This is a genomic window from Streptomyces sp. SID3212 (genome assembly GCF_009865405.1).
GTDB lineage: Bacteria > Actinomycetota > Actinomycetes > Streptomycetales > Streptomycetaceae > Streptomyces.
On record NZ_WWJY01001263.1, the window covers coordinates 1 to 525 of the forward strand.

Annotated in this window: 1 pseudogene; it reads left to right on the top strand. The window is 77.3% G+C overall.

Annotated features, from left to right (window positions below):
* A pseudogene (locus GT042_RS37870) lies at positions 1 to 525 on the top strand (hypothetical protein); the annotation flags it as partial.

Consider the following 525-nt stretch of genomic DNA (forward strand, 5'->3'; position numbering starts at 1 on the left):
GGGTCCTGCTGCGGTACGGCGCGGGCGCCCAGGACGCGGGCGTACCGGAAGCGGCCCTCGCCGAGGCGCGCCGCTGGATGGCGCTCGACGTGGAGCGGGAACTGCGCGACGGACTGCTGCGCGCGTACGGCGACGGATACGAGAGCGTGGTGCGCCGGATCGCGGAGGACGGCTCCGAGACCGTGGTGGTCGAACTGCTCCGGGACGGCGCACCGGTGGCGGGCCAGGAGCAGCAGACGGGGCACGCCGCGGTCGCCACGCTCCTGGAGGCGGAGCTGGGCATCCTGCCGCCGTACGAGGAGCTGGCGGGGCGGGCTCTGCGCTGCGGAGACCCCGGCCGCGACGACTGGACGGAGGCGGCGTCCGCGCTGTGGCGGCGCGGCGATGAGGAAACGTTTCTGGCGGCGTCCGCGTGGTGCGCGGACGACAACCCGCTGCGCCAGGCGTTCGGCGCGGACGTCCTGGCGGGCCTGGGCGGGGCGGGCGCCGACGTGGCGGGAGGCGCGGGCCGGTTCACCGCCCGGG